The organism is Frateuria terrea (assembly GCF_900115705.1).
Classification (GTDB): domain Bacteria; phylum Pseudomonadota; class Gammaproteobacteria; order Xanthomonadales; family Rhodanobacteraceae; genus Frateuria_A; species Frateuria_A terrea.
This window is the reverse complement of sequence record NZ_FOXL01000004.1, coordinates 251,167-271,573: the sequence shown is the minus strand read 5'-3', so window position 1 is coordinate 271,573 and position 20,407 is coordinate 251,167. Positions and strand designations below refer to the sequence as shown.

Below are 20,407 nucleotides of genomic sequence, written 5' to 3'. Positions count from 1 at the left end.
TCGCTCGGCCGGCATCGCTTGGGTTACGCCGCGCGGACATTCGATCCTGCCTGCATCTGTATCTCCATGCTCATCCTGCCGCCGCCAACTGACCAGTCGGAAAAATCGTTCTCGACGAGGTAGATGAAAACATCTTCCGGGCGAATGTCGGCAGCCCGACCGAGGTGTAATGTGATGTTTTCGTAGAGGTTGCGCTTCATCGCGTCACTGCGCCCGCGGCGCAGAGTGATCTGCACGACCACCATTTGATCGGAGCGCAAGTGGCCCAAGAAGGAACGGTCGAAGTGGAAGTCGCCTGGCTGGTACTCGGACAACAACTGGAAGAAGTCGTCCTCGGGAATGGCGATTGTCGCCACCATCGCCGCGTGTACTGCACGCGCAATGGAAGCCTTTTGCATCTGCGGAGTTCCCGCGGGAATGGCGACGCGAGTAAAAGGCATAGGAGGTTCCTTGGAGAAGGCCTGGGGGCGAAGAGCAAGCAAGCGTTCGGGTGCCGCAGCCGTCCGAGGCGAGCAGGGCTGCAGCCTATGCGCTTGCATCGTTTCGGATAACTACCAAAACCGCTGAAAGACCTTAAACAGGTGATTTGCAATGGGTGATCGTGTCGCCGAAGTGGGGCTCTTCCTTCGGGTGCTTGACCTAGGTTCCATAAGCGCCGCAGCCCGAAGTCTGGACATCTCGGTGGTCGTGGCGAGCCAGCGCCTCAAACGGCTCGAGCGCGAACTGGGCGTGCGGCTGCTGCACCGAACCACGCGACGACTTCACCCGACACCCGAAGGTATCCTGCTGGCCGAGAAAGGGCGCGCGCTCATCGAAGAGCTCGACTCGTTGACTGAAGGGCTGCGGAGCGCGGCCGGCGAGGTTTCGGGCACGTTGCGAGTGACCGCTCCGGCGACATTCGGGCGCCAGCATGTTTCACCCCTGTTGCCGCAGTTCCTTGCTGCCCATCCGAAGTTACGCTTGAGCATTGACCTGACCGACCAAGTGGTCGATCTAGTGAGTGCTGGTTACGATCTCGCCATACGATTCGGTGGGCTCGTCGATTCTTCGCTAGTGGCGCGAAAGTTGGCCACAAATCGCCGGATACTTTGCGCTTCGCCGGGATACCTGCGTGTTCATGGAGCGCCACAAACTCCGGCGGAACTTGCTAATCACGCCTGCATTTTACTGTCGGGCGCTCGAGGGAGGCGCGATGTCTGGTGTTTACGCGACCGTCAGGGCAAGGAAACGGTCGTGCACGTCTCCGGGCGAATTGAAAGCAACTATAACGAGGTGATCCGCGATGCCGTCCTGGCGGGGCTTGGTATTGCCTTGCATTCGATGTGGCACGTCTACGACGATTTGCTCGCCGGGCGCATGCAGCGCGTGCTGCCGGAGTACGAAGTTCCCGCCAGCGAAATCTACGCCGTCAAGCCGGGGCGGGGCCAAGTTCCACCTCGCGTCCGCGCATTTGAGGACTTCCTCATCAAGCACTTCGGCCACGAGCCCTCGTGGGACCGCGTGGACGGGGCTTGATACACACGAAGCGGGGGCTCTTTGCCACCAAGCCGCTGGCAAGAATTAGACCTGGGGCCTGACCACCTGAGGAAGGCGGCTGGGTTGTGCGGTTTGAAATGAAGCCCCCGGATGGAGTTGCGCGGGGGATGAGTGCCGCGCCGCGGAGGCGCCAGCCGGCCCAGGGGCCTTCAAGGTCGATCCTGCATTCTGTACGTGCGTGGATCTTGCCCGCGATCTCATGCAGGGTTACGCAGCGTTCGCTCGGAGCTAAGAATTCTTGAGTGTCGTCGTCGTACTGCCAGTTCAGACGCCGCTTTGGCACGCGAGCTCTTCCTGGAATCGGCGAAAGTCGTAGGTGGTTGGCTTCATAAGGCGGCGGGCTAGGCGATGGATCTTGCATTGAGCAAGGTGAGAAGAACGAACAATCTCAAAAGTTGAGCGTCACCGTGACTACGTCGCTGTAGGTCCCTATATACGGATTCTGGCCGGCAGGGACACTGCCATAGACGGCATAGTCGGTATTGGTGCCGGCGCCGCCCACGGTCACGCTGTTGCCGGTGCCGTCGCCCCATACGCTGGCGTGGGCGAGATCGGTGTAGAGGTTGTAGGCCAGTTGGTGAGCGCCGCTCTGCATGATGCGCGAGGCAAAGGTGCCGGCAAGGCCAGGACTCAATACGATGGTATAGGGCGTGCTCACGTCGCAGGTCACGGTGACGTGCCCCACGCTGTCCAGATTTTGGCTGTTCTGGAAATCGTAGCTGCCGAAGTCCACGCCTTGAGTGTTGAGTCCGCATGTGGCGGCGCCCAACGGTGCAACTGCCATCATGGCAATCATTCCGAGAGTCCACGTGGCGGTGCGAGTGGCCCTGAGAGAGGGCTCAATGTAGGTGGAGCATCTCATGGGCGCACGCCTCTGCAGATAAGGGGGCCGATGCGTGGCAGCGGATCATTTGTGGCTGGAAGCGCTGCTGTCATGGTGCAAGATTGGCCGCGCCAGCTCGCGTGCAGCCGGTTGGCGGCACTGAGCCCGGTCAGGTAGGCCTCGCCTTGGAAGCCGACCGGAAAAGGCGTGGGGTTGCCTTCCAGGGTGATGGTAGCGCCTGCGGGGATAAAGCTGCCGTCCTCGAGTTTCACCACGACGATGGCCCCACGCGCCGCTGTTACCGGGAAGGTCAGCGCGACGGCGCTGTGGCTGTACGGCACCGCATCCAGCTGCAGGCCCTGGATGTCTGCATCAAGCGGAAGATCGGCCTGCTCGATGCGGATCGGGTTGCGCTGGTACGGGCGCAGGCGGGGTATCAGCGCATAGCCTTTTTCGTCGGTGACGGCGACTGGCTGGTTGTCCGCGTAGACCCGCACGCCTGAAAAGCCGGGGACCTGCACCACGGCAAAGCTGTCGTCGATATGGCGGCTGGGATAGACGCGATTGGCGAGCAACGCGAGACCACCCCGCACGGAGGCCTGGTAGGCGCGCTGCCCCTGACTCTGCGCCGCGCCGAGGGTGTAGGTGCCCACATCGTTCTGCAAGGCGAGCTCGGCCAGGCTGGGATCGTCGGGGGAAAGGCCCGCCTGCAGGCGCCATCCGGCACCGCTGCCTGCAGGTAGATTGTGCTGGTATTGCAGGGCGCCGCCGGACGATCCGGCGTGCACCTGGCCATTGAGGCTCACGCTGTCGGTCGGGCCCAGCGGTGCAGTGAACGTCATCGACACCAGGGTGGAACCGTCGCCGCCAAGAAAGCGCAGCGCCGAGAGACTCATATAGCCAAGTCGACCCAATGCACGACTGTAGCTTGCGCCAAGTAACTCGACGTCTTCGCGCTCGCGGTAGGCCTGGTGCGTGTAGCTCATTCCGAACGAACCGAACCGGGGCGCACCCACGCTGAAGTAGGCGGACGACATTTGCTGGGGCGGACATGCCGGGGCCTCGTATCCCAGTTGCGTGAAGCCCGGCGTGGTGACCTGTGAGCGCGCGCCCCAGCTGAAGTAAGCCGATTGGCGCTGGAAACCCAATTCCATCAGGCCACCCCGCCCGTCCTGGTCGTGGCTACCTGCTGCCGAGAAGCTCAATACACCAAGGTTTCCGATCAGCAGTTCTCCGCTCAGGCCTAACGTCTGCTGGTCCGGCAGCCACTCGGCATGCGCTTCTCCGGTGAAGTGACTGGACAGACCGCGTCGTTCGGTCGCCACCGCCATCGGCTTGCCGTAGTCGTTGCTCGATACGCCGTAGTTCCTCCGCTCGAAGCCCAACTCATAGGAATAGTCGCGAAGCCCTTTGGCGAGGATGCCACTGCTTGCGTAGAACGGCTGCGAGACCACCTGCTCACGCCCCAACAGATCGCGTACGACCATGCGAACTTCGCCGGCACCCGTGACGACCGGAAGATCCTGGATGGTGAAAGGGCCGCTAGGCACTTCGCGTCGCAGGCGCAGCGCGTCATTCACGTAGTAGTCCACAGTGGAGGGAGCTGCCGCGACGCCATCCACCGTCGGCAGCGGGAACGTGACGAAGGTCGGCCGCGTGGAAAAATTGGTTGCCCATTGCACGCCCCCCATACGCACCGCCCGTCCCCATGCGCTGCCACTGCTGATCGTATCGCCCAGGCGCAGGGAGGCCATGCGGTCCGGTTGGTCGCGGGTGAAGCTGGTATCCAGCCGGATCGTCTGCGAGAGGCTGCCGCCCTGGCGTGACAGTATGGTGTTGGTGCCGCTACCCCAGCGTCCGAATACGCCGGTATCGAGCGCTGCGCTGGTCGAAGTGGGGCCGTGGTCTTCGCGGCCAGCGAAAACGTCGTAGTTGAGGTAGGCGCCCGGGGGAGAGGGAGTCGGCTGATCGCTACCGAGGGACATGCCGCTCAGATGGTTCTCGGCGAGCAACGTGGCCGGGACACTGACCGACAGCAGGCCAAGGGATTCGTCGACGTGATAGGTCAGCCCCTTGACTTCGGAAAGCGGGCAATAGCTGATCCCGCCATGTTCTATCTTCTTGCCGCACGTGACATTCAGGCGCCACCGCTGCAGGTCATCGGGCTGCACGAAAATCGCGCCATCGTTTCCCTTCAGGACCATTGTGGTGTCCTGCGGCGTGCCGTTGACGTGCACTTCGAACCATGCCTCGGCCAGGCCCGCCGGCGTCTGCCCGGGAGAAGGCACGGGGGAGGGGGCGGGAGTGGCCGGCGCCGGCGCAGCCTTCACGACCTCGGTGGACTGCGGCGGCACTTTCGTCGGCGGTGCTGCGGGCAGCGCCTGCTCAGGGAATACGTCGATTACGAGACGTTGGCCATGGCCAGCGCCGGGCGCCAGGTAGAAGAGCTGCGGCTCGACGGAGGCCGGGGCAAGCAATTGCATCCGCGTGCCCGATGCGTCGCGCTCGATCCGCACTGTCGTCAGATAGGGATTGGGTCGGATCTTTCCGGGCAGGTCGAGCAGCGCCTGGTCCAGCCGCACGTCGCCCAGTTCAATCGATAGCGCCCCCGGCGCGGTGGGGCGCACCACGCGGGCCGTTATGGGGCGATCGGATTCGAGCACCAACCGCACACGGTCGGCGGCGATACCCACCCGGGTGTCCAGGATACGCGCGCTGCGGCCATCTCCTTGCTCCGCAAGCGGCGCCAATGTGTCGGAGGCCAGGGCGATTCGTGCTGGGATCGACGCGACGGACGCCGGATTGGCAGTCCGCCTGGTTTCCGGGTCGGCGGGGAACACATCCAGCACTAACCGGTCGCCAAAGCCGTCATCCGCCTTCAGGTTGAACAGCCGCGTGCGCACGGCCCCTCGCGTGGGCAGCACCAGCCGTACACCGTTCGCGCTTTTCTCGACGGAGGCGCCGAGCAGAAAAGGGTTGTTCGCGCCGATGGCGCGCGCCAACCCGGCGAGCACGCGGCCGGTGTCGACGCTGTCGAGTTTTATCTGAAGCGAGCCGCCGCTTCCTTCATCGGTCATGTGCGCCCGGATAGGCTGATCCGACTCGATCACCACGCGCGTATGGCTCGGATCCATGCCGACACGCACGGCCCGTACGTGCACCGCAGCCAGCAGCGGTCCCGGCGATGCAGCCAACAGTAATAAGGTGGCGCAGGCCGCATGGCGGTAGAGCCGGGCGGGACTACGGCTGGAAGGAGCATCCGCTGGTAACGACGAAAGCCCGGGGGCGCGTGATGCGCCTCGCGATGCCTGGAGCGACAACACGCACCGCCTTGCGCTCCTGCCGTTGGCGGATCGTCGTCGCACGTGGGTTATGGGCCGGAGACCGCCACGTCGGTTTGCAGGGCCTGGTTGTCGGAGTCCATTGCCAGCTCGAGGTGGTCACCCTCGGCCACTGCCGTATCCACCACCCATTCGTGGTTGCTGCCGGCCAAGATGTACACGGCCTTATCCGACATCGGCAAGCGCTTGCCGCCTTCGCCGGACAGCACGAGATGGCTCAGGTGCGCATGCTTGGTGCCGCTGTTGTCGGCGGTGATCTTCAGATGGCCCGCATCGATGCGAGTGGCGCGCCAGTGCAGGTTCGCCGCGATCGCCGCAGAGGGTTGGACGAACACTGGCAGGCTGATCTGCAGCACCACGTGCAGCCCCTGGAATCCGGGTCGCGGCGCCGGCGGCACTTCGCGCAGGAACAGCCGGTAGGTACGCTCCTGCTGTGCATCCGGCGCTCGCCGGGAACCGACGCGTATGACCTGAGAGCCACCGGCAGGAACACTGAAAATCGGCGGCGTCGCAAGGATGTCCTCCGCCGGGGCGAACACGTCCTTGCCGCCGGACTGCGACCAGACCATCACCTGGAGCTGGATGGTGGCCGCAGCGGCACCGGTGTTGCGTACCGTCAAAGCGGCGACCCTTTGGTCGGCAGACAGCGTCGCGCTCACGGGGCCAACCTGGAAGCCGGCCCAGGCGTGACCGACGGCGAGAAAAAGAAACGCCAGGCCGCAAGCGGCCTGGCGTACGAGTGAACGCTTCATGTCAGAAGGTGACGGTCGCAACGACGGTATCCGAGTAGCTGCCGGAGGGGACATTCTGCCCCGCGGTAATGAGTCCGTACACCGTGGTGCTCACGACAGTGCCCGTACCGGTCACGGGGGCGCCGGTGCCGGCGGTGTTTCCCCACACGGTGGAGCGGCCCGAATCGGAATACAGCTGGTAAGAAAGATAATCCGAGGCACCGCTCAGCATGCGCCGAACCGGTGCAGCGTCGCTCGACCCTGTATCGGCGTTGGCGCCCTGGCCGAGCGTGACCGTCACGGAGGCACCATTGGTGCAGGTGGTGTCGATGGTGCCCTGGCCGGTCAGGTCGGTGCTTGCGTTGGTGACGACCGGATCGTATGCGCCGAAGGCGAGGCCGCCACTGGCGTCGATCGTGCAGGTGGCGGTCACGCTGGCGGACACCGGTAGGTCGGAGGTAGCAGTAGCGGCATAGGCAGTACCACCCAGCGACGAAAGCGCAATGAGCACAGCGGCGGCCAAGGCGGACTTGAAGATCTTATTCATTGGGACTGTTTTCCTGAAAAGCGCGCGAAGGCGCGGGCAATGTTTGTCGACGAGCAAAAGGTTTTGCACGATGCGCCCCCTTGTTTGTTCGCTCGATGCAGACAAGGCAATGGCTGTGCCAGCAGTCCGGTACCTATGTGTAAAACGCACCCAAACCATGAGCAGTTGTGATCGACCTCACATCTCCTGACGAAATGCGCAGGCCGATCACTCGATCAACCGACGCCGATATGTTGACGTCTGGAACAACAAATTGACGGTTTGGACACGTCCCGCTTTAAGAAAACGTCCATACGTGATGGCCGTCACATTTACTCCGTGTGACGATCGTCACGCTTTTCCACGTATTCGATGCATCTATCGATGCCTGACTCAGCCCCGACCGCTTGAGGTGCCTTCGACGCCGCAGCGGGGCTGCTTGCGCCCTCAAGCCGTTGGCGCGAGTGCCGACACGGGAGCACAGCGTGGCGTTCCGTGTTTGCACGGCGGTCTGGCACGCCTCTTGCGCGCGAGTATGGGCGCCGCGTTCCTTTCGATACTCTCGGCCACGCTAAACCATGTCACTTGCCGCAACACCGCTGGACGCCCAAGTCATCCTCGACTCCCTGCCGTTGTCCGTGATCTTGCTCGACCAGGAGGGCAGGGTTCGCCATGCCAATGCGGCCGCCCGCCGGCTTGCCTCGGTGGTGAGTGCGGGCGTGACCGAGGGACTACTCAGCCTAGTGGAGGGACCGCCGCCCGAGGTTCGGGCGAGACCGCAGGCCGCCGGCGATGGGTGGGAAGACCGCAGAGCGTGCGCGCTCGAGGGCGGCGGTTCGCTGGGGATCGTACGCCAGTGGAGGCCCTGTGCCGATGGATCGGAATTGACCAGCGTAACGATTCGTCCGGCCAGTGCGGTCCAGCCGCCGGGAGCGATGGCCGGTCCAGAACAGGAAAAGCAGTTGCTGGAACGGCAGAGCCTCGTTCACGCCGAAAAACTCGCCACCGTGGGACAGCTGGCCGCCGGCATGGCTCACGAGATCAACAATCCCATCTGCTACGTGCAGTCCAACCTGGGATCGTTGCAGGACTACGTCAACAAGCTCTTCGGCTTGGTCGAAGTGTGCGAGGAAATCATCCGAGAGGAAGGCAGCACGACTGCGGGCAAGCTGACCACACTGGATGCGCGCAAGCAGGCCATCGACTTTCCGATGATCGTGGAAGACCTGCCGCTGCTCCTGGCCGAATCGCGGGAAGGCGTGGAACGTATCCGCCAGATCGTGCAGAACCTGCGCGATTTTTCCCGCATCGATGCCACCGAAGGGTTTCGGCTCTTCGACATACACCGGGCCATCGAGACGACGCTTGGCATCGTGCGCAGCCTGAGTGGAAACTCGATCGGTTTCGCGACCTATTTCGAAGAACTGCCCCTGGTGGAGTGCAACCCGACGGAATTGAACCAGGTGCTGATGAACATCCTGGTCAATGGCACCCAGGCCGTTGGACAGAACGGCCTGATCGAGATCCACACTGGCAGGGGGCCGCACCACGTGTGGATCGAGATCAAGGACAACGGTTGCGGCATCGAGGAGCACGTCCTGCCACGGATCTTCGAGCCGTTCTTTACCACCAAGGAGGTCGGCCGTGGCACCGGTCTTGGACTTTCCATCAGCTACGGCATCATCAAGAAACACGGCGGCGACCTGACGGTTCGCTCGCGCGTCGGCGCAGGGACCGTTTTCCTGATCACGCTCCCGGTCAAGCAGGCCAGGGGCAATCCAGCGTTCACCGAGTGAGAACATGACCTACAAATTGCTGCTCCTGGATGACGAACCGGCGATCCTCAGCGCGCTCTCACGCGTAATCAACCGTATCGGCGCGGAGCGACTCGGCGCTCCCTGCCGCATCAGCGCGTACACCGACGCCTCGCTGGCGCTGACCAGTCTGCAGAGCGAGCCTTACGATCTGGTCATCACAGATTTCCGCATGCCGGCCATGAGTGGCTTGGACTTCTTGCGCGAGGCGATCCGATACCAGCCGGACATCGCTCGCATCATCATCAGCGGTCATGCTGATTTGCCCACGATGGTGGCGGCGATCAACGACACTCAGGTCTTTCGCTTCGTCGGCAAACCCTGGGACGACAACGAACTGCAGCTTGCGGTGATCCAGGCGCTGCACGTCTATACGCTAAGCCGCGAGAACCAGCGGCTGGCGGATCTGGTACGTGTCCAGCAGGGCACCATCTCGCGCCAGGAAGCCGAACTGCGCCAACTGGAGTCCGAGTGCCCCGGCATCACTCGGGTGGAGCGCGACGAACGTGGCGCGATCTACCTGGACGAGGACAATCTCTAGTGCGTTGCGCGCACCGGAACTCATGACGAGCGCTGGCCACCTGCATGGCTCGCCGCGTTACCCTGAGGTTCGCGGCGGGCCGCGGAAACGGCATCGCGGATCACCCTGCGAAGATCGTCGTCGACCCACGGTTTGGTGAGGAAGCGGTACACGGCTCCTCCGTTGATGGCCTCGGTGACCGCGCCGATATCCGCGTAGCCGCTGAGGATCATGCGAATCGTGCGCGGATGGGTTTCCTTCACCTTGCCGAGGAATTCGGTCCCACGACCCTCGGGCATCCGATGGTCGGAGACCACCACGTCGACCGCCGCGTTACCAAGGATCTCGAACGCTTGCAGGAACGTCCCGGCGGTGTGGATCGTGTACCCGTCGCGGCGGAGCAACCGAGCGAGGGCGCGCAGGACGTTCTGCTCGTCGTCCACCAGCAGGATCGAGCCGGCGTCGCCCCGGTGGGCACCATCGGCGTTCTGCAGCGACGGATTGCGCAGCCGCGCAAGCATGCCTTCCGCACCGACCGGCTCGCCCAGATGATTTCCTTGCGCGAATTCGCAGCCGTTGCGTTCGAGGAACCCCAGTTGCAACGCCGTTTCCACGCCTTCAGCGACCACAGTGCAACCGAATTCGTGCGCCAGCCCGATGATCGCGCGGCAGATACGGGCTGCCCCGATGTCATTGGGCACCGCGGATACGAAGGTGCGGTCTATCTTGAGCCGGTTGACCGGAAAACGCTGCATCAGGCCGAGACTGGAATGCCCGATGCCGAAGTCGTCCATCGAAAGGCTCACGCCGATCTTGCGCAGTTCGCGCATGAGCGATGCGACATGGTCGGGATCACCCATGATCGCCTTCTCGGTCAATTCCAGTTCCAGGTAGCGTGGCGGCAGGCGTGCGCCGTCCAGGGCGCGGCTCACGTCTTCGATGACCTGCTGCCCGCGCATCTGCAGACCCGATACGTTGACCGAAAGGACGAAATCGCCGACGCCGCAATCGAGCCAGCGGCGCGCCTGCTGGCAGGCCTGTACCAGCACCCACTGGCCGATGTCCGAGATCAGTCCCAGGTCCTCGGCCAGGGGAATGAAGCGGTCCGGCGTCACCAGCCCGAGCTGCGGGCTGCGCCAGCGCACCAACGCCTCCATGCCGGTGATCTCCCGCTTGGCCGCATTCACCACCGGCTGGTAGGCAAGTTCGAGCTCGCCACGCGCCACCGCGCCCCGCAGGTGCGCGCCCATATCCATGCGGTCCTTGAGCAGCTTGCGCTGGCGCGTATTGAACACGTGCACGCGATTGCCACCGCGCTCCTTGGCGGTACGCGCGGCCAGCGCCGATTGCTGCAGCAGATCCTCCGCACTGGCCGCGGTGTCGGGGAAGCAGGCGATGCCGATGCTCGCGCCAAGGCGCACTTGGACGGTGCCCAGCGACATGGGTTGCTTCAGTTCGTCGAGCAACTGCTGGCCTACCTCGAGCATGTCCGCGTCGCCGGTGGCATCGATGCCACCGACGATGAACTCGTCGCCGGCGATCCTGCTCACCAGGGCAACGTCCCGCCCGCCGTCGACCAGGCGATCGGCGATCTGTCGCAGCAGCCGGTCGCCCGCCTCGAAGCCGTCTGTCTCGTTGAAGGCGCCGAATTTGTCGATGTCGACGTAACAGACGAACAACCGGTGGCACTGGGTGACGGCGCGCACCAGTTTCGCGGCAAGGTTGTCCTTGACCTGCCCGGGACGCAGCAGGCCCGATACCGCGTCATGGCTGGCAAGAAACGCACGCGCCTGCTCGGCGGCGACACCTTCGGTCACGTCATGGACGGTAACGATGGCCCGCGCGAGCCGATCGTCCGCATCGGCCACGGGGTGCGCCACCAGCTTGCACCAGCGAAGCTTGCCATCGAGGTCGATGGGGCCGGTGCACTCGACCACTTCACCGCCGCGAAGGTCGGCCTCGATGTCATCGAGCCACGGCGGCTGACCCAGTGCACGGTGCCAGCTGACACCCTCCACCGTGTCAGCGCTGCGGCCGAAGAACCGCTCGTATGCCGGATTGACCCGGGAGATGCACAGGCCGGCCGACGCGACCTCGAGCACGATCACGGGTGCATCGACGCATGCGTAGCACAGTTCGAACAAGGGGTCGCTGGTTGTTCTCGTCATCGGCACTTTGGCGACCGGACCTTTGTGGTATATCGGCGCGCTTGGGGCGAGCTTGAGGGAGGGGCAGGGCGCCGCGCCGTGGTCCACGCATGTCCCCGGCGCAGCTGTTCAAGTCTTCATCAGACCGTGCCGATATTGTGTGCAAGCTATCAAGCTCTGCCGCTTCGTGTGAAAAAGCAGATGCCCCACGCCGGCATGCGTGCCCATCCTCCTGCCACGGCTATCTATGCTTCACCCGATCCCGATGCCCCCTGACGTGGGGGGAGAACAGGGTGCCCTGGCACCACTCGAGCGATTTGCACTGCAGCGTCTGAATACGCCCTGCCTGGTGGTGGATTGGGAGGGCACGCGTGTCGCCGTGCTGGGTGATGCGGTGGCGGCCGGGGTTTTGCCCGCGCCGGGTGTGGAAGAGGTCGCGCGCTGGGTCGGCCGCCCGCTGTCGATGCCGGACGGTACCGTGGCAGGACGGCTGTGGGCGCCGCAGGGCGCCGACAAGTCCGGCCTGCGCGAAGTGGCGGACCTGTTCGCCCAGGCACTCGCCATGAGGGCGGAGCGGGAGCTGCTCGCGCGGAAACTGCGTCGTGTGGAGCGCGCCGTGCGCGCGGCCAACGTGGGCCTGTGGGAATGGGACGTGCGCAGCGGCCGTGCCTATTCGGAAAACGACTGGCCCTCGTTGCTGGGCTATGGGCCCGGCGACGTGGAGATGAGCTACGCCGGCTGGGCATCGCTGGTGCATCCGGATGATCTGCCAGGCGCCGAGGCCGCCTTGCAGGCATTCCTCGTTGCGGCCGAGCCGATGCGGCTGCGGATCGAATACCGCCTGCGCCATCGATCGGGGGAGTGGCGCTGGACGCTCTCGCTCGGCGACGTGATCCAGCGCTGTGCGGACGGCAGCCCGCACATGGTGGCCGGAACCCACCAGGACATCCACGTGCAGAAAGCCTCGCGCCTTGCACTGAGCGAGAGCGAGGCCTATGCACGAAGCTTGTTCGATTCGAGCCCGGACTCGATCACCGTGGTCGGTCTGGACGGCACGATCCAGGACGTCTCACCCAGTGGCCTCAGGCTACAGGGCACCAAGACACGCGAAGAGGTGATCGGTACGGACTGGCTCGGACGTTGGTTGCCGTCCTACCGCGGGCTGGCCGAGCAGGCGCTTTCCCGTGTCGCCGAAGGGGACGCCAGCCGGTTCCGTGGCGCAGCGATCATCGCCGGCGAACAGCGCTGGCGCGACGTGTATGCCGCTCCCTTGCGCGATGCGGACGGTTCGATCCGGCGCGCACTCGTGACCTCGCGCGACATCAGCGAGCAAGTGTGGACGGAAGAAGAACTGCGCCGCCTCACCAGCAGCATGGGGGAACTGGTGCAGCGGCAGACCGCCGAGATCCGCGACAACGAAGCGCGGTTGCGCTCGATCCTGTCCAATCTCGATGGCATGGCCTACCGCTGGCAGGCGATCGAGGGGCGACCGGTTCATTTCGTCAGCGACGGTGCCCGGCAGTTGCTGGGCATCGAAGCGGGGACGATTCTCTCGGCCGACGAGGTCCTCCAGCGCTTCGTGCACGAGGAGGACCGCGCACGCGTGAACGCTGCCTGGGCAGCGGTGTCCGAAGCGGGCGTGCACCAGCACGAATTCCGCATCGTCGTTGCCAAGGGACGCCATCGCTGGATCCACGAACGCCTGTGCGTGGTCCGCGCGGGGGGCCGGAACACCGACTGCGTGGACGCCATGCTCACCGATGTGACCGAGCGGCGCGACATGCTGCGCTCGCTCACGCTGGCCAACCATACCCTGGAGGAGTCGCTGGTTTCGGTGTTCTGGCTGGACGAACACGGTCATGGCCTGCGCGCCAACCGGGCCACCGCCCGGCTGCTCGGCTATAGCAACCAGCAGCTCGAACAACTGGACCTCACGCGCATCCATCCCGGTCTCGGCGGCGAGCGCTGGGGTCAGCTGCGGCAGGTGATCCAGACCCAAGGACCGCAACAATTGCACGTGAAGCTGCGGCGCAGCGACGGCCGTGAGCTGCCGGTGTTCGTGTTTCTCACGTCGGTTCAGTTCGAAGGCCGCGAAATCTACGTCGGCTTTGCGAGCGACGAATCGCGCCGGATCGAGGATCAGCAGGCGCGCCGTGACAGCGACCTGCTCAGCCGCGCGGCGCTGGGCGCACTGTCGTCGCGCATTGCGATCCTCGATCGCACGGGCAAGGTGCTGGCGACCAACCGTGCATGGGAGCAGGGCAATCCGGCGACCCGCGACCGGCCTCGAGCCGTGGTGGGATCCAACTGGCTGGAAAAGATCTCGTTGTCGACCCACCCCGAGGCGCCGGTCATCCACGCGGGCCTGTGCGCCGTGGTCCAAGAACAGGCGGAGACCTTCGAGCGCGAGTACGTCTATACCGGGGGAGACGACCCGAACCCGCTCTGGATGCAGATGCGGGCGACTCGGTTCGGCAGCGGCAGCGACCTGCGCATGGTCGTGGCCATCGAGGACATCTCCCGGCACAAACAGATCCAGTTCGCGCTCGATCGCAGCCGGCGCCTGTTCGAAACATTGTGCATGGCCGCGCCGGTGGTGATCTTCCAGGCCGATGGGGAAGGGGCGTGCCGTTACATCAGCAGCCACTGGGACATTCTCACCGGAAGGCACGCCTCGGACGATCTCGGCTACGGCTGGCTGCACGCGATCCATCCGGAAGACGCCCCGCCGTTTCGCCAAGCGTGGGTTCGCACGCGCGAGGGCAGCGACAGCTTTGTTGCCGAATGCCGATTGCACCATGCGGATGGAAGCGAAATCCAGGCGCTGATCCAGGCCGTGAGGCTGCGTTCGTCCGCCGAGCAGGATGATGAACCGGGCTGGGTGGGAACCATTACCGACCTTACCCGGGTCAAGGCTGCGACGCGCGAACTGGCCTGCGTGGAGCAACGGCAGCGCGAAGTGTTGCAATCGTTGCCGGCATTCGTCTACGTGTTGCGGCCCACGGCCGATTGCGCGATCGAGCCGGTGTGGCTGTCTTCCAAGGTGGACCCCTTCGGCCACCGCTTCGAGGACGAGCTTCCCAGCAGCACGTGGTGGGCCGAGCACGTGCACCCGGACGATGCCGAGCGCGTGCTTGCCGAGTTCAACGGCAAATTGGATACGCACGATCGCTGGTCCTACGAATACCGCCTGCGCCGCGCTGACGGCAGCTATGCCTGGGTCGCCGACCACCTGCACGCCATCCGCGACGAGGGCGGTGGCCTGGTCGAGCTGATCGGCAGCATCATCGATGTCAGCGACCGCTATGCCGCCGAAGCGGCTTTCCGCGAGAGCGAGGCGCGGCTGCGCGTCACCTTCGAACAGGCGGCGGTGGGCATGGCCCATCTCGAAGGCGGCCTGGCCCTGCTTCCCAATCGCCGGCTGCTGGAGATGGTCGGCCATGCCGGCAGCGACCATGCCCCTCGGGCCTGGTCCGATTGGACCCATCCCGAAGACAGGCAGCGGGACGAGGCACTGCTGAGGCGGTTGCTGCAGAGGGAAGCCGCGGCCGGGTCGCTGGACAAGCGGATGCTGCGGGCGGACGGCAGCGACTTCTGGGTGCACGTGACCTACTCGGTGATCGATGTCGAGGGCGAGAACGCGCCGCGCATCTTCACGGTCGTCGAGGACACCTCGGAACGACGCCGCATCCAGGGCGCGGCCAACCAGGCGTTGAGCACCCTGGATGCCATCGAGGAGGCGACGTTCAGTTTCGATCCCGACACGCTTCAGATCTTCTACGTGAACGAGGGGGCGTCCCGCCAGAGCGCCTACACGCGCACAGAGCTGCTTTCGATGACCCTGCTCGACCTGCAGGATCCCCACATGCGCCCGCGAGTGATGGCGCTGCTTACATCGGCCGCGGCGCGGCCGGACAAAGGACACCGGCTCGAGACCGAGCTGGCGTGCCGGGACGGTTCGCAGTTGCCGGTGGAAATGGCGGTGCAACACATCCATCCTGCAGGCCAGCCTCCGTTCTACGTAGCCGTGACGCGCGACATCACCGAGCGCCGCGACGCGCACCTGCGGCTGGAGCAGCTCAATGCGGAGCTGGAAGAGCGCGTCGAACAACGCACGGATGCTCTTTACGCGACCAATCTCCTCCTGCGCAACAAGGAAGAACAGATCCGCGCGATCGTCGAGAACATTCCCAGTTGCGTGATCACGATTGATCGCGACGGGATCATTACGAGCGCGAACGCCGCGGTGACGCCAGTCTTCGGCATGCCGGTAAACGCTGCCGTGGGCCGCGACCTCAGGGAACTGATACCGGGTCTTTTCGAGCAGATATTCCGGGCCGACCTGTGGAAGGACGGTGCCGACCACGGCGCCGGCGAATCGCTGCTTCTGAAAGGATCCTTTGAGGGCGTGGCAGCCGACGGCGACCCACGTTCGCTGGAAGTGTCGGTGAGCTTCTACCAGTTGCATGGCGAGCCCCAGTACGCAGCAATCATCCGCGACGTACGCGAGGAGCTGGCGGCCAAGCACGAGTTGATGCGAGCGCGGACGGAAGCGGAGCAGGCCAGCCGCGCGAAGTCCGCGTTCCTCGCGACCATGAGCCACGAGATCCGCACGCCGATGAACGGCGTGCTGGGCATGTCCGAATTGTTGTTGCAGAGCCCCCTGCCGCGCAGCGACCGCGAGATGGTCGAAACCATCCAGCAGTCAGCGTCGACGCTGCTGGACCTGCTCGACGACATCCTCGACTTCTCCAAGATCGAGGCGGGCAAGCTCGATCTTGAAATCCAGCCGGTCGAACTTGAGCGCATGGTTGAAGCCGTCTGTGCCACGCATGCGGCAGTCGCCGACGTCAAAGGCGTAGAGATGCGCGCGTACGTCTCGCCCTCGGTACCGCGGACCATCGAGGCGGACCCGATCCGCGTCCGGCAAATCCTGCACAATTTGGTGGGTAACGCGATCAAGTTCTCCGCCGGGCGCAAGGGCATCACCGGCCGAATGGCGTTGCGCGTCGATGCGCGTCCCTGCCAGGGCCAAAGCCTGGAGGTGACCATCGAGATCCGGGACAACGGCATCGGTATGACCCAAGAGGTCCTCGGCCGGGTGTTCAGCCCGTTTACCCAGGGCGAGGGCACCACGACCCGCCGTTTCGGCGGCACGGGGCTGGGACTTTCGATCTGCAAACGCCTGGTGGAACTAATGGAGGGTGAGATCGTCTGCCACAGCCTCCCGGATGAAGGCACTGTGTTCACTCTTACGTTCCGCTTCCACAAGGGGGCGTGGACGCCAACCGAGCTACCGGCCGACAGCGTGCGCTCGCTGCATGCATTGGTGGTCTCGGACGACCAGGCATTCCTGGCGGACGCGTCTACTTGCCTGCAGGCGTTACAGGTGCCTTACCAGGTCTTCGGCCGGGGCGAAGACATGGCGCGCTGGCTGGGGAGTGAACTCGACGCGGGCGTCACGCCCAACGCAGGCAAGCCTTTCGTGCTCGCCGGGCCCGGTGCGGAGGATTGGCGACAGCTCCGGCGCATGACCGATGCGGCCTGCGACCAGCAGGTGCCGATGGTGGCCTGGTTTCCCGGCCAGCTCCAGGCAGCCGGGGCGGTCGACGCCGGGGTCGTTCCACTCAGCCGCACGGTGCTGAGCGCGTTCGGCCTCGAGCAGGCGATGGCAACCATCCTGGGGCAACGGCCGGTCGAAGCTCCCGCTCCAGCCGCCATGCAGGCTTTCTTCGTGAGCGAGGGCGTGCGCCTGCTGATCGCTGAGGACCACGAAATCAATCAGCGGGTCATCCAGCGCCAGCTGCATCGCCTGGGCGTCCGCGGGGAAATTACCGCTGACGGCGAGCAGGCGCTGAACGCGTGGCGCAGGGGAGGCTACGATGCAGTCCTGGCCGATCTCCACATGCCGCACATGGACGGCTATACGCTAGCCCGCACGATCCGCGAGGAAGAAGCCCGCAGGGGTCTGCCGCGGATTCCGATCATTGCCTTCACTGCGAATGCCATCATCGGCGACGAGGTCCGGTGCTACGAGGCGGGTATGGACGACGTGGTCACCAAGCCGGTCGAATTGAATCGGCTGCGGGAGGTGCTCAACCGGTGGCTGCTCTCGTCACCGCCGATGTGTAAGGAAAGCCGTTCAGCCGACCCCGTGGAAGCTGCCGCCGACGCGCTTTCGCCGTCCCGGCATGTGGACATTCGCGTGTTGCAGCAACTGGTGGGAGACGAGCCCGAGGTAGTCGCCGACTTCCTCAACGAGTTCCAGCAGGGCGCTACGCGCCTGATGCTCTCACTGCATGCGGCGGTGACCACCGAGAGCTGGCGTGATGCCATGAGCATCGCCCATCGTCTGAAGTCGTCGGCCCGCTCGGTCGGCGCTGGGCGGATGGGCGATCTTTGCGAACAGATGGAGCAGCTGTGCGCAGATGCCGAAGCCGAAAAGAAGCAGGCCTCCGCTCTTCTGATCGACTTGCAGGAAGAGTGGCAGCTCGTCGACAACGAAATCACCAGAGCGCCGATCGGACGACATGACGCCTAATCCAAACGCCCACCAGGTTCTCGTCGTCGACGACGACGCCTTCAGCCGCAAGTTGCTGTTGGATGCGCTTCAGCGCCATGGCTTCGTCGCCAAGGGGCTGGCGCACGCGCGTGATGCGCTTTCAGAAGCATTGGGTGGGCACGCGCCCGATTTCATCCTTTGCGACCTCGCCATGCCCGAGATGGATGGCATCCAGTTCATCGAGGCTCTTGGAACGGCGCGCTGGAAGGGAGGCCTGGTGCTGGTCACCGGCGAGGGGGCGCGCCTGTTGCAAGCAGCCACCAAGCTCGCCCGCGCGTTGCGACTCAATGTCCTCGGGAGCCTGCCCAAGCCGGTCGATCCACGCAAGCTCGCAGAACTGCTTGCGGATCATCGGCACGCCCCGGCCAGGCCAGCCCAGCACGCCGGGGTAATGGTGGCCAACAAGTACAGCGAGACCGAACTGAGTCGGGCGATCGAGCACGGGCAGATGATCTTGCACTACCAGCCGCAGGTCCGGATGGCCGATGGCGAGCCCTCGGGAATGGAATGCCTGGTTCGCTGGCGGCACCCCGAGGAGGGCCTGGTGTATCCCGAGCGTTTCGTTTCGCTGGTGGAGGATTACGGGCTGATCGATGCGCTTACCGACCGTGTGATCCTGCTTGCAACCGAACAGCTCCGGTCCTGGCGCCAGCAGGGCATCAAGCTGCCGCTTGCGATCAACCTGTCGATGGATACGCTGCAAAATCCCACCGTCGTCGAACGGCTGCAGGAGCTCGTGGAAGCAAGCGGGTTGACGGCGTCGGACATCGTCTGGGAGGTGACCGAAAGCCGCATCATGCGAGACCTGACGGCCACCCTGACTGCGCTCAGCAGGCTGCACCTGAAGAAATTCGCGATTTCGATCGACGACTTCGGGGTGGGGCATTCCTCTCTCGCACAATTGCGCGACCTGCCGTTTGCCGAGTTGAAGATCGACCGCAGTTTCGTCCACGGTGCCTACGCGGATCAGGTGCACGGGGCGATCGTGGAAGCCAGCGCGCGCATGGCGGCCAGCCTGGGCATGATCTGCGTCGCCGAGGGCGTGGAGTCGCCCGAGGACTGGGCGTTCGTCCGCAAGGCCGGCTGCACCCATGCGCAAGGGTGGGCCATCGCACGGCCTTTGCCCTCTGCGGCCATCTCGTCCTGGCTGGAGCGCTGGCCGGTCGACTTCCAGGCGCTCAACCATGCAGCAAGAACACGCGCATGAGCGGCATCGATGTCAATGGCAAGATCTTGGTCGCTTCCGACCAGAGGGGCGAGGCGGAGGCCCTGCAGGCCCAATTGGCCACCGACTATTCCAACATCTCGGTGTCCTACGACCCCGAGCGCTACGTGGAGGACTTCGAGCGCCTTCGACCGGACGTGCTGTTGCTCGTCTTCAACAGGATCGAGGACGCCCAGAGCTATTACCTGGGCCTGTACCGCTTCGGCTCCGCCGCTCAGCAGCACAGCCATCGCACCATCGTGTTCTGCGGCAAGGAACAGGTGAAAAAGGCCTTCGACCTGTGTCGCAAGCAGTACTTCGACGACTACGTCCTGTTCTGGCCGACCCCGTATGACGGCAGCCGTCTGCCGATGTCGATCCACGTGGCATTGCGCGAGCTCAAGCAGGCCCGTGGCCTGTCCTTCAACGAGCGGCAGCTGGGCGACTACGCGCGCAAGCTCGACGATTTCGGACGTACGCTGGACCGACGTCTGGCGGAAGGCGGCATGCAGGCCGAGTCGGCCGCTGCGCAGCTGGCACGCAACGGGGAGCGGCTCGGCGAGGCGATCACCCATCTGCGTGACCGACTTGCCCACGGCGGCCTGGACGATGCGGTCGCGGTGCGCGACGCACAGAAGCTTGAGAAGGAATTCGGTGCCCTGGTCGAACAGATCGGGCCGTTGGTCGAGTCGGGTCGGGTCGCTACCGAACCGCTGCGCCAGTGGGCGAGCGAGCTGCAGCGCGAATCCTCGGCACAACTGGAGCAGGCACGCTCGCTCCTGAAGGTATTGGGTGGGTCGGTGGCCCGACGGGTACTGGTGGTCGACGACGACGAATTCAGCCAGAAAGTGGTTGCAAGGATCCTTGAACGGGAAGGCTACGAAGTGATATTCGCCGGGTCCGGAACGGAGGCACTGAACCTTTTACGGAAGGTGAAGCCCTCGGTGATCCTGATGGATTACATGCTTCCGGACCAGGACGGCGTAGAGACGACGCGGAAGCTGAAGCAGACCGACTCGAGCGATATTCCGGTGATCATGCTCACGGGGCAGAGCAGTCGTGACACCCTCATCCGGAGCTTGGCCGCCGGTGCCGTCGATTTCGTCACCAAGCCTATCAGTCCCCAGGTGTTGCTCGCCAAGGTCGGCAAATACCTGGAGCTGTGAGGACGCCAACCGCAGTCGAAATCAGAAGATGTGACGT

The 20,407-nt window shown here is 64.5% G+C and carries 12 protein-coding genes; 6 read left to right on the top strand and 6 right to left on the bottom strand.

Going from position 1 to position 20,407, the window contains the following annotated elements; all coding sequences use genetic code 11:
- Positions 1-23: 23 nt before the first annotated feature.
- Positions 24-440, bottom strand: a complete 417-nt coding sequence (locus tag BMZ38_RS07785) for a tautomerase family protein (protein WP_091336083.1) — start codon at positions 438-440, stop codon at positions 24-26.
- A gap of 151 nt (positions 441-591) precedes the next feature.
- Here BMZ38_RS07785 and BMZ38_RS07780 point away from each other — a divergent pair, with 151 nt between their 5' ends.
- Complete coding sequence (locus tag BMZ38_RS07780; protein WP_091336081.1) at positions 592-1,515, top strand: LysR family transcriptional regulator; 924 nt, start codon at positions 592-594, stop codon at positions 1,513-1,515.
- A gap of 409 nt (positions 1,516-1,924) precedes the next feature.
- On the opposite strand, the gene BMZ38_RS07775 is transcribed toward BMZ38_RS07780, so the two are convergent.
- From BMZ38_RS07775 to BMZ38_RS07760, 4 genes are all read right to left on the bottom strand, one after another.
- On the bottom strand, positions 1,925-2,323 hold the full coding sequence (locus BMZ38_RS07775; protein ID WP_175483710.1) for a Csu type fimbrial protein: 399 nt from the start codon (positions 2,321-2,323) through the stop codon (positions 1,925-1,927).
- 71 nt (positions 2,324-2,394) lie between these two features.
- Positions 2,395-5,031, bottom strand: a complete 2,637-nt coding sequence (locus BMZ38_RS07770) for a fimbria/pilus outer membrane usher protein (RefSeq protein ID WP_425477768.1) — start codon at positions 5,029-5,031, stop codon at positions 2,395-2,397.
- Between the two features lie 698 nt (positions 5,032-5,729).
- Positions 5,730-6,452, bottom strand: a complete 723-nt coding sequence (locus BMZ38_RS07765; RefSeq protein WP_281243885.1) for a fimbrial biogenesis chaperone — start codon at positions 6,450-6,452, stop codon at positions 5,730-5,732.
- A 1-nt stretch (position 6,453) separates the two neighbouring features.
- Positions 6,454-6,978, bottom strand: coding sequence for a Csu type fimbrial protein (locus BMZ38_RS07760; RefSeq protein WP_091336074.1), 525 nt, complete (start codon positions 6,976-6,978; stop codon positions 6,454-6,456).
- Between the two features lie 557 nt (positions 6,979-7,535).
- On the opposite strand from BMZ38_RS07760, the gene BMZ38_RS07755 reads away from it, so the two are divergent.
- Positions 7,536-8,753, top strand: coding sequence for an ATP-binding protein (locus BMZ38_RS07755; RefSeq protein WP_091336072.1), 1,218 nt, complete (start codon positions 7,536-7,538; stop codon positions 8,751-8,753).
- A gap of 4 nt (positions 8,754-8,757) precedes the next feature.
- Positions 8,758-9,312: a response regulator gene (locus tag BMZ38_RS07750; protein ID WP_091336070.1), complete on the top strand. Its 555-nt coding sequence runs from the start codon at positions 8,758-8,760 to the stop codon at positions 9,310-9,312.
- Between the two features lie 20 nt (positions 9,313-9,332).
- On the opposite strand, the gene BMZ38_RS07745 is transcribed toward BMZ38_RS07750, so the two are convergent.
- Positions 9,333-11,459 (bottom strand): EAL domain-containing protein, encoded by a 2,127-nt coding sequence (locus BMZ38_RS07745; protein WP_091336068.1) that lies wholly within the window; start codon positions 11,457-11,459, stop codon positions 9,333-9,335.
- 199 nt (positions 11,460-11,658) lie between these two features.
- Between BMZ38_RS07745 and BMZ38_RS07740 the strand changes: the two genes are divergently transcribed.
- The 3 genes from BMZ38_RS07740 to BMZ38_RS07730 are packed head-to-tail and all read left to right on the top strand — an operon-like array spanning position 11,659 to position 20,370.
- Positions 11,659-17,979, top strand: coding sequence for a PAS domain S-box protein (locus tag BMZ38_RS07740; protein WP_175484748.1), 6,321 nt, complete (start codon positions 11,659-11,661; stop codon positions 17,977-17,979).
- Positions 17,969-19,207 carry an EAL domain-containing response regulator gene (locus BMZ38_RS07735; protein WP_091336064.1) on the top strand — a complete coding sequence of 413 codons (1,239 nt, stop codon included), beginning with the start codon at positions 17,969-17,971 and terminating at the stop codon, positions 19,205-19,207. The genes BMZ38_RS07740 and BMZ38_RS07735 overlap by 11 nt, the downstream gene beginning before the upstream one ends.
- Entirely contained in the window at positions 19,204-20,370 is a 1,167-nt protein-coding gene (locus tag BMZ38_RS07730; RefSeq protein ID WP_091336063.1) for a response regulator, read from the top strand. The genes BMZ38_RS07735 and BMZ38_RS07730 overlap by 4 nt, the downstream gene beginning before the upstream one ends.
- The last annotated feature ends 37 nt before the right edge of the window (positions 20,371-20,407 follow it).

What these genes read in the sequence shown, in the direction of transcription:
- BMZ38_RS07750 (WP_091336070.1), top strand. Translation starts at nt 8,758, where the DNA reads ATGACCTACAAATTGCTGCTCCTGGATGACGAACCGGCGATCCTCAGC.
- BMZ38_RS07775 (WP_175483710.1), bottom strand. Translation starts at nt 2,323, where the DNA reads ATGATGGCAGTTGCACCGTTGGGCGCCGCCACATGCGGACTCAACACT.
- BMZ38_RS07730 (WP_091336063.1), top strand. Translation starts at nt 19,204, where the DNA reads ATGAGCGGCATCGATGTCAATGGCAAGATCTTGGTCGCTTCCGACCAG.
- BMZ38_RS07780 (WP_091336081.1), top strand. Translation starts at nt 592, where the DNA reads ATGGGTGATCGTGTCGCCGAAGTGGGGCTCTTCCTTCGGGTGCTTGAC.
- BMZ38_RS07755 (WP_091336072.1), top strand. Translation starts at nt 7,536, where the DNA reads ATGTCACTTGCCGCAACACCGCTGGACGCCCAAGTCATCCTCGACTCC.
- BMZ38_RS07785 (WP_091336083.1), bottom strand. Translation starts at nt 440, where the DNA reads ATGCCTTTTACTCGCGTCGCCATTCCCGCGGGAACTCCGCAGATGCAA.
- BMZ38_RS07760 (WP_091336074.1), bottom strand. Translation starts at nt 6,978, where the DNA reads ATGAATAAGATCTTCAAGTCCGCCTTGGCCGCCGCTGTGCTCATTGCG.
- BMZ38_RS07735 (WP_091336064.1), top strand. Translation starts at nt 17,969, where the DNA reads ATGACGCCTAATCCAAACGCCCACCAGGTTCTCGTCGTCGACGACGAC.
- BMZ38_RS07765 (WP_281243885.1), bottom strand. Translation starts at nt 6,452, where the DNA reads ATGAAGCGTTCACTCGTACGCCAGGCCGCTTGCGGCCTGGCGTTTCTT.
- BMZ38_RS07745 (WP_091336068.1), bottom strand. Translation starts at nt 11,459, where the DNA reads ATGACGAGAACAACCAGCGACCCCTTGTTCGAACTGTGCTACGCATGC.